Origin of the sequence: Xanthobacter pollutisoli (assembly GCF_040044995.1) — a bacterium.
In the GTDB taxonomy this organism is placed as follows: domain Bacteria; phylum Pseudomonadota; class Alphaproteobacteria; order Rhizobiales; family Xanthobacteraceae; genus Xanthobacter.
On sequence record NZ_JBDZDP010000053.1, the window covers coordinates 1 to 6299 of the forward strand.

Consider the following 6299-nt stretch of genomic DNA (forward strand, 5'->3'; position numbering starts at 1 on the left):
GCACCATCCGCAAGCGGACCTTTGCCTTCAGTCCGTGGCTCTACCGCCAAAGGAACCTTGTCGAGCGCTTTTCAACCGCATCAAGCAGATGCGGGGCCTCGCCAGCCGCTACGACCGGCGCCCGGACGACTTCCTCGCAGCGCTCAAGCTCGCCGCCGTTCGTATCTGGATCAATGCATTATGGGTCCCCTGCCCAGGGCGGAAGCTGAACCGGCGCCGCTGCAGAGCGGCGCCGGATGGGGGTTACCAATAGCCGCGAGGAAAACGCGGCCTTTTTGGGCGGAGGTTGTGAGGTGCGCCGTCTCGAACAACGCCACGACCAATCCGCCACACCATGTTGCCAGGCCCCGTGACGCCGCGGGTCAAATAGGGAACCGTCCGCACGGTTGGATCCTTCTTTTCACCCAATGCAATGGGGAGAGCCCAGTTCAGGAACTGCGTGGTAGCATCGACTTGGTCGTTGAATCGTCCATTCGGGAACGCCAGAAGCTCTTCGAGATAATCCTTAAACCACGCGGTATTGCTTTGGACAGACACCATTTTTTGTTGGAAGGCGCCAATACATTCATCCAGACGACTGACCTTTGATTTTTGCGGCTTCGCTACTGGCCCAACATTGAGGTTGGCGTTCTTGAGCGCGACGATAACAGCGTAGCCTACGTCCGCCTCCTCAACCAGGATCTTTTTGGCTTTGTGGCGTCTTGCCAACTCAACAGCTTTGTCCGGAAGGCAGTCAGCGGTCATGCGCTCACGAAACACATCGATCAGATAAAAGTCCTTCCCGTGCATCATCCACGTTAGACACACAGAAAAGCACGCCTTCCTGTCGGCCGAGACTGCAGTATCCCAGGATTGCACCACCGCGGCGTCTAGCCACGGTCGGTCTTCAAATGTGCGGATATCCTCCATTTTCACCATACCACCGCACCCTACTAGCGGGGATTGCTGATATTGGGCAGCGAAGGCTTCGTCGCTCATCTGCTCCTTCAGTTTTTCGATCGTTTCAAGGCTGAAACGTGCTGGATTGAGGCATTCTCCGGCTTCGCGGACGAAGGTCCGAGACGATCCAAATGCAGGTCTGAAGGAGATCTCCTCGCGCTCGGTCGCCAGGAGTGGCAGCGACAGCAGTTCGAAACCACCCGCCGCAATCAGGCGGCCGGCCAGATCATCGGGCTTGAGGCGCTGCATGATCACCAATATGTGGCCCGACCCGGGATCATCGAGGCGACTGAAGAGGGCATCGCGATAGAACCTCTCGCATTGCGAGAGAGCCTCGGGAGTTAGCTCCGTTGCCTTAATCGGGTCGTCGATGACGAGGTAGTCGCACCCCCGTCCGGTGGGGGCTGACTCGAATGAGACAGCGAGCACGCCCCCGCCCCTCGTGGTCTTGAACTCGCCCTCCGTGTCCTTGTTGCCGATCCGTGTCGAAAAGATCGCCTGATAGGCTTCGCTCTTCATGAGCCTGCGAAGATTATTGAGCAGCTCTGTGCACAGACCCATCGTATGGCAGGCAATCATGAACTTGGTCCGGGGATATTTGCCAAGGATCCAGGCCGGAAAGCACACCGAGGCGATAAAGGACTTCAGATGCCGCGGGGGGATGTTGATGATTTGGTTTCTCCCAGGCGTCTGAGAGACGACCTGAAAAGTTGCCGTAAGAACTTCGAGATATGGAGCTTCTTCTATCTTGATGTTACCATGGACGACTGGAAACATCAACAGAAAGAAGCTATGAAAATCCAATCGCGCGGCCATGTGTAATTCGGCTTTTGGATGATTATGAGAAGTCATCTTGTTCGGCATGGTCTCAGTCCTTGGATGGCTTGGAGGGGGATGCGTGGTGGCGAGCGAGGAACCGATCGAAGATCTCCTGTTCGGATTCGGTCATCGGCTCGTCCGCTGTAGCGGTGGCCTCACGCTCGACGGCCTTAGCGAGGTAGGTTAAAATGACGCTGATCGCCCTGACGTCGCCTTTGCCGGCCCGGGCGAACAGGGCTTTGACGATAGCCCGCTGCTTGGAGACCGAGTATTCTCGGTCACCTTCGCGCACGCGAATGCGCTCGCCCAGCTCCTCCGCAAAATCGGTCGCTAGGTTCTGTGTCCCTTTGCGCCGTCCCTTTGGATTGCCGGACTGGCCTTTCTTGAAGCGAGTATGAGCCGGCGGCTTGCGGTAGCCGACCTCGTAGTCGGTGGGCTTCTTCGCCATAGCTTAGTCCTCCCGCCGATGTTGATCGTCGGCACGAGCGGCAGCTAGGGCTCCAGCCTCCCGCGCTCCGAAGCTCTCACCGGTCTCGGCCAGGACGGCGGTGCCGCCGGTGTGGTCGAGCCAGCGCCGAACGATGAGATCCACATAGGCCGGGTCGAACTCGATGCCGAAGCAGCGCCGCCCGGTTTCATGGGCGGCGATGAGGGTGGTCCCGGAGCCGAGGAACGGGTCGAGGACGATGTCGCGGCGGTGCGACACGTCCTTGATGGCGTCCGCGACCAGCGAGACCGGCTTCACGGTAGGGTGGAGCTTGAGAAGCGCGTCCCGCTCCGCCCCGAGCACGTTCATGCCGCGATAGGTCCACAGGTTCGACCGGGAGCGCCCCTTCTTGCCCGGCTCGAACGTGTTGACGTGCGGCGCGGTGCCTTTCTTCAGAGCTAGGATCATCTCGTGCTGGGATCGGTAGAAGGAGCCCATCCCGGCATTGGTCTTGGCCCAGACGCAGAGATTGAGGGACGTGAGCCGTGTCGCTTCGGCAGATACGAACAATTCGGGCAGGTGCCGCCAGTCCATGCAGACAAACAGGACCGCGCCTTCCGCGAGTCCGGGGGATGAGGCGGCCAGGAACGCCACCAGGAACGAGGTGAAGTCCGATGACGTCATCTCGCCTGACACCATCGCGAACTCGCGATGGGCGGTCCGACCAAGACCTGAGACATGCCCGTCGATCTGCACGTTGTAAGGGGGATCGGTGAACATCATCCGGGCGCTGTCGGCGCCCATCAATGCCGCATGCACCTCCGGGTCTCGTGCATCGCCGCAGATTACCCGGTGCTCGGTTTTGCCGGCCGGATCCCGAAGCCACCACAGGTCACCCCGGCGCGACACCACCGGGGCATCGCGGTCCGGTGCCAAAGGTGCGTCCTCGACAACGCCGGAGTTTGGCTCGTCGATGGACACGCTCATGTCGATCTCGACCTGGTCGAAGCCGGTCAGGGACAGGTCGACGCTGATCTCGAGCAGGGCGTCAAATTCCGCCCTAAGCTTGGGCTTGTCCCACGTGGCGTTCTCGGCGAGCCGGTTGAGGGCAAGGCGCAGGGCCCGCAACTCCCCCGGATCGCGATTGGGCAGAACGACCACTGCCACCTCGTCATGCCCGAGGGCCGCGAGGGTCTCGGCGACGAGGTGGCCGTCGATGATGATCCCGTCCGGATCGATAATGATCGGCGTGACCTGGCCGAAGCGTCGCAGGATGTCCTTCGCCTTGCGGCGCTGGTCCCGGCTATGGACCCTGGGAGAGTTGGCATACGGCTTGAGGTCCGCGATCCCGCGGATCTCGATGACGAGGGAATTCGGTACAGACATATTTCACCTGCCTGGGCAGGGACCGCTGGCAAAGCTGGTGCTATTGGGCTACGATCAAGCCATTCTCAAAAAATTGACCGTTTGGCCCGGCTTCACTGGCGATACCCTTCCGATCTGGATGGCAGGGATGGCGAAACATTAGGTCTTTAACACATAGCCGACTAACTATATGATACTTCCAACATATTGATGCTAAAGGAGAATTAGCGGCACGCGCCCTCCCAAAGTGGTCGGAGTATTAAAATACCATAACTTTTTTTTAGTGAAACGTGCCGCCAGACGCGCTGGCTCGTAGGGGCAACCTGTATCTGGGTACGGGTGGTGTCTAACGGTTGGGGCGGCATCACGCGGTCACGGTGATGTGGACCGAAAAGCCCCACCCGGTCGGTTGGCGCCCCATCCTGTTCACGCCGAAGTGAAGCAAGAAACAGGCGGCCAAAGTGAATTGTTCTTTATGGCGCTCGTCGCGCGCAAGGGCGATGGGAGCTAAGCCGACGCATCGCGCGGCGCGCGTAAGGCGACGGGAAGAACGCCCTCGTCGTCGTGGTGCGGCAACCGCATACGAAAACAAGGTGCCGAATGAGTTCGTTTCGCAAATGGACGGATTTGGAAATAACGGATACCACGAGACGCGGGATCGGCTTCAGGTCGGCGGCAATCGCCTCTACGTCCGCGTCCCGCTTCAGATTTCAATGCTTCTCGGCGTCGGGGCAGCGCTGCTCGTGTCGTGCACCGCCTCCGCCTTGAACCGACAGCTGGAGCCGATCCAGCCGGGGCTCTATTCATCGGGGCAGGACGGCGGCTGCGATGACCCCGACAGCAAGGACACTTTGCTCGTCACCAGTCGGAGATCCATCGATACGAAATCCACTGCCGCATTCGGCGCACATCGGCCCAAGGGTATTTCTACGAGATCGATACCGACTGCAATTCCGTCGGAGAGAGGGGCGCGATCAAGTACGAGATCGCCCCGCTCTATCTCGGCACGCTGGCGGTGCAGATGCGGAAGGGCGGCCTGATCTCCGCGACGGGAGAGCCGGTTCTCTACCGCCTGTGTCCGCTCCGGCGGGCCAGTCCCAAGGCCGATGACTACTCCCGCTGATGCCCTGACGGAGGCTGCACGATGACCATGGACCCGACAGGCCGAAACGTTGGACCGCACACGAAACGGGAGAGCGAGACGGAACACCCGCAGCAAACACCATGCGTCGGCATCTTCTGGTTTGTGATGCAGGCCAGCCGGCCCGAGCTTCTCACCTGCCAGACGCCCTGGCGGGACGCCGAGGACTATGGCGGCTTCAAAACCGAAGCGATGGCCCATTACGATTTCTGGCCCGGGCTGCGGAAAAGGCTGAAGCTGGTAGGCGAGTATGAGGACTGGCCGCGTGGACGTGTCGTCTACCATGTGCGCGATGAGGTCTTCACCGCCTATATCGACCGGCAACTGTCCGGTGATGGCTTCCGTGCGGCGATCCGCGAAGCTTTCCATCTGACACCGGAACGGACCCGCTTCGCCTTCGATGCCCATTACAGCGGCGCGAAGTTCAAAGTGTCGGGCCGACCCGTCCGCGCCAGTGCGTCTTGAGTTTCCGGCAGATTGGGAATCCGTAGCCCCTTTGGAAATCGAGTTTCTGATGCCTCTGGGGAGAACGCGCCTTAGGTAAGCAGGGGGAGCTGCAGCTCAGGCCTTCGAGTGCTGTATGGATTGGGAAAGGAGGGGACATGGACGATAAAAATCGGGAGCAAAATACACTTCCTGGCACGGTCGGCGATACGTCTCCGCGAGAGAGCGAGCCTTTTCGCATGCCCAATTGTCGGCCCGCTGTGGGGTGGGCTTACAGAAAATCGTTGAAGCAATACGACGAAATATATCGAAGATTGGCGGGCATGCCAAAGAATTCCCGTAGTTGAGGTGTCGTATATGTTTAAACGGGCAAGCGTCTATCGACGTCTCTGTCTTGAGATTATTCCCCGAAATGAGAGGTAGAGAGATAGTTTGAACGTAATAAATGGCGCCTGGCCCGTGCGCATCCTCGACTTCGAGGCAAGTTCCCTGGAGGATGGCAGCTATCCGATCGAGGTGGGGTCGGCGGTGCGGCCCGCACGCGGCGATCCCATATCCGTCTAGTCCACCCTCATCCGTCGAACCGAAGACTGGCGGCGCTTCGGTCATCGGGGCCTGGCATCGCGCAAGGTCCACGGCATTGCCATGAGCGCCCTCGATGGTGGCCTACCGGCGCCCGATGTCGCGGTTCTTCTCAACGAGGCGGCGTGGGCGGGCGTCGTCTGGTGCGATGGGGGCGGCTAAGATGCCCATTGGCTGCGCGCCTTGTTCCAAGCGGGCGGCCCCTCAAGCCCGGCTTCGTCCTCGGCAATTGTCAATCGGCGTGGAAACCTGACCCCCTATCGGCGCCGAATGTTGACCCCTGTCTGGGGCATTGACCCCACTGCCGTGGAGCGTTGGTTTGGCGCAGCGACAGTGGGGTCAATGGTGGCGGAGGTCAGGCGCGGTTCTTGAAGCGCCAGATCTCGTTTCCGGTCTCGACGATGTCCATCTTGGGGTCGTTGAAGACGCTCGGCCACTCGCCGAAGGCAAGGTTGGTGGTGACGATGACCGAGGTCTGCTCGTAGAGCCTGCTGACGAGGTGGAACAGGAGCTGGCCGCCGGACAGGGCGAAGGGCAGGTAGCCGAGCTCGTCGAGGACGATGAAGTCCTTGCGGGAGAGAT

At 60.2% G+C, this 6299-nt stretch carries 5 protein-coding genes and 1 pseudogene; 2 read left to right on the forward strand and 4 right to left on the reverse strand.

Annotated elements, in window-relative coordinates; translation table 11 throughout:
- Nucleotides 1–181: pseudogene (locus tag ABLE93_RS26610) on the forward strand (IS5/IS1182 family transposase); the annotation flags it as partial.
- A gap of 62 nt (nucleotides 182–243) precedes the next feature.
- Here ABLE93_RS26610 and terL read toward each other — a convergent pair.
- Genes terL through ABLE93_RS26625 form a run of 3 tightly spaced genes read right to left on the reverse strand, consistent with a single transcriptional unit; the run spans nucleotide 244 to nucleotide 3571 of the window.
- The gene (gene terL, locus ABLE93_RS26615; protein WP_348842678.1) at nucleotides 244–1803 is read right to left on the reverse strand and encodes a phage terminase large subunit; all 1560 of its coding nucleotides are present in this window, start codon (nucleotides 1801–1803) and stop codon (nucleotides 244–246) included.
- Between the two features lie 4 nt (nucleotides 1804–1807).
- Nucleotides 1808–2206: a DUF5681 domain-containing protein gene (locus tag ABLE93_RS26620; protein WP_348842679.1), complete on the reverse strand. Its 399-nt coding sequence runs from the start codon at nucleotides 2204–2206 to the stop codon at nucleotides 1808–1810.
- Nucleotides 2207–2209: 3 nt separating this feature from the next.
- Entirely contained in the window at nucleotides 2210–3571 is a 1362-nt protein-coding gene (locus ABLE93_RS26625) for a DNA modification methylase (protein ID WP_348842680.1), read from the reverse strand.
- A gap of 1123 nt (nucleotides 3572–4694) precedes the next feature.
- Between ABLE93_RS26625 and ABLE93_RS26630 the strand changes: the two genes are divergently transcribed.
- The gene (locus tag ABLE93_RS26630) at nucleotides 4695–5156 is read left to right on the forward strand and encodes a hypothetical protein (RefSeq protein WP_348842681.1); all 462 of its coding nucleotides are present in this window, start codon (nucleotides 4695–4697) and stop codon (nucleotides 5154–5156) included.
- A gap of 916 nt (nucleotides 5157–6072) precedes the next feature.
- On the opposite strand, the gene ABLE93_RS26635 is transcribed toward ABLE93_RS26630, so the two are convergent.
- On the reverse strand, nucleotides 6073–6299 hold a 227-nt coding region (locus ABLE93_RS26635), incomplete at its 5' end, for an ATP-binding protein (protein ID WP_348842682.1).

Coding starts and splice junctions, on each gene's coding strand:
- terL (WP_348842678.1), bottom strand. CDS start 1,803: ATGCCGAACAAGATGACTTCTCATAATCATCCAAAAGCCGAATTACAC.
- ABLE93_RS26630 (WP_348842681.1), top strand. CDS start 4,695: ATGACCATGGACCCGACAGGCCGAAACGTTGGACCGCACACGAAACGG.
- ABLE93_RS26620 (WP_348842679.1), bottom strand. CDS start 2,206: ATGGCGAAGAAGCCCACCGACTACGAGGTCGGCTACCGCAAGCCGCCG.
- ABLE93_RS26625 (WP_348842680.1), bottom strand. CDS start 3,571: ATGTCTGTACCGAATTCCCTCGTCATCGAGATCCGCGGGATCGCGGAC.